Below are 1240 nucleotides of genomic sequence, written 5' to 3'. Positions count from 1 at the left end.
CAGAAAACAACACCAATGAATTCCAAGCCCTACTCTACCAGCCGTTAAGACGCATAACGCCGAGTTAACCGGACCGACTCATTTTTGGGGTTTGTGATACCCTGCGCGCAGCGTAGGCACAAATACCAGAAATGGGGAGGTTCCAGTGAGCGTGTTTTTGCGAACGGGGTTGAACGTTTTGTTGGGCATTTAATCGCCAAGGGAAGAGTCCTTGGCACTCTTATTTTTAACGTCAATTTTAAACACAGCGGAGAATAACCCAAAACACAATATAAGCCCCCACAATACTGCAACATAATAAGTAAAAACATATTGCTGACTTTCAGTGTTTAACTCAGGAAAAAACATCTTCGCAATAGTCCCACTTGCGTTCATACTTAGGTGTGTCAATACTGCAATAAACACACTACCCGTCGTATTGTTATGTAACCAAGTAATAATAAAGCTAGAACCTATAGTCATTAGGAAAAAAATCGTGAGGGTTTCTGCATTAATGGAAAATCCACTAATCGCAGTTCCAGTTGCGGCCCAAAATAATGGTGTATGCCATGCACCCCATATAACACCTATAATTATACTGGCTTGTATCGGCTTATTTTTGCTATCCAAACAAGGTAATGCAACCCCCCTCCACCCTAACTCTTCGGCTAGAGGGCCAAAAACAATTGGCACTATAAATACAATAGGAATCCAAGGAATAAGGCCATAGTTAATCACACCAACATCCCCTCCGGTAAGAACAAAAACAGTAATAGCCAAACTATAAATAATAGGCCCCACCAAAAGCGCTAGTGCATTCCATTTGAACCCCACTCTCCAGTGAATTAACTTTTTCAGTAAGACTTTAAGGTTAACTCCCCCCCCAAGGTAAAAAGTTAAAATGATTGCTGCCAAAGTCGGCCCGTAAGCACCAATAAAAAATATTGTTAGAATAATTCCAGAAGATTCAAATATATCCGCTTTAAGTCCGTCCATAATGGGCAGCCAACTAAGCCATGATATTAAATAAGCTAGAACTGTAAAGGCTACAAGCTTGTTTTTTTGTATGAGATCTTTCATTAATTAACCTTTAATTACGTGAATTATTTTAATACTGCTAGTGTTATTTTAAATCATCAAGGAGATATATTCGACAGAAGATTCAATGAGAAGAAAGAATAACTCCGACTTCCACAGCCCAACGCCGCGTTAACCTGTGCCGCGTGTGAAGTGGAGTTTTGCGGTAAAGTGGCGAAGCCAC

Annotated in this window: 1 protein-coding gene; it reads right to left on the bottom strand. The window is 40.4% G+C overall.

Going from position 1 to position 1240, the window contains the following annotated elements; genetic code table 11:
- Nucleotides 1-189 precede the first annotated feature (189 nt).
- Nucleotides 190-1059: a CPBP family intramembrane glutamic endopeptidase gene (locus tag IDZ20_RS04845; protein ID WP_188150307.1), complete on the bottom strand. Its 870-nt coding sequence runs from the start codon at nt 1057-1059 to the stop codon at nt 190-192.
- Nucleotides 1060-1240 lie beyond the last annotated feature (181 nt).

Source organism: Teredinibacter waterburyi (assembly GCF_001922985.1).
In the GTDB taxonomy this organism is placed as follows: Bacteria; Pseudomonadota; Gammaproteobacteria; order Pseudomonadales; family Cellvibrionaceae; genus Teredinibacter; species Teredinibacter waterburyi.
The sequence above is the reverse complement of the archived record's forward strand: the minus strand, read 5'-3'. Positions and strand labels throughout refer to the sequence as shown.

Excerpts from the sequence above, each read along its gene's own strand:
- IDZ20_RS04845 (WP_188150307.1), bottom strand. The coding sequence starts at position 1,059 with ATGAAAGATCTCATACAAAAAAACAAGCTTGTAGCCTTTACAGTTCTA.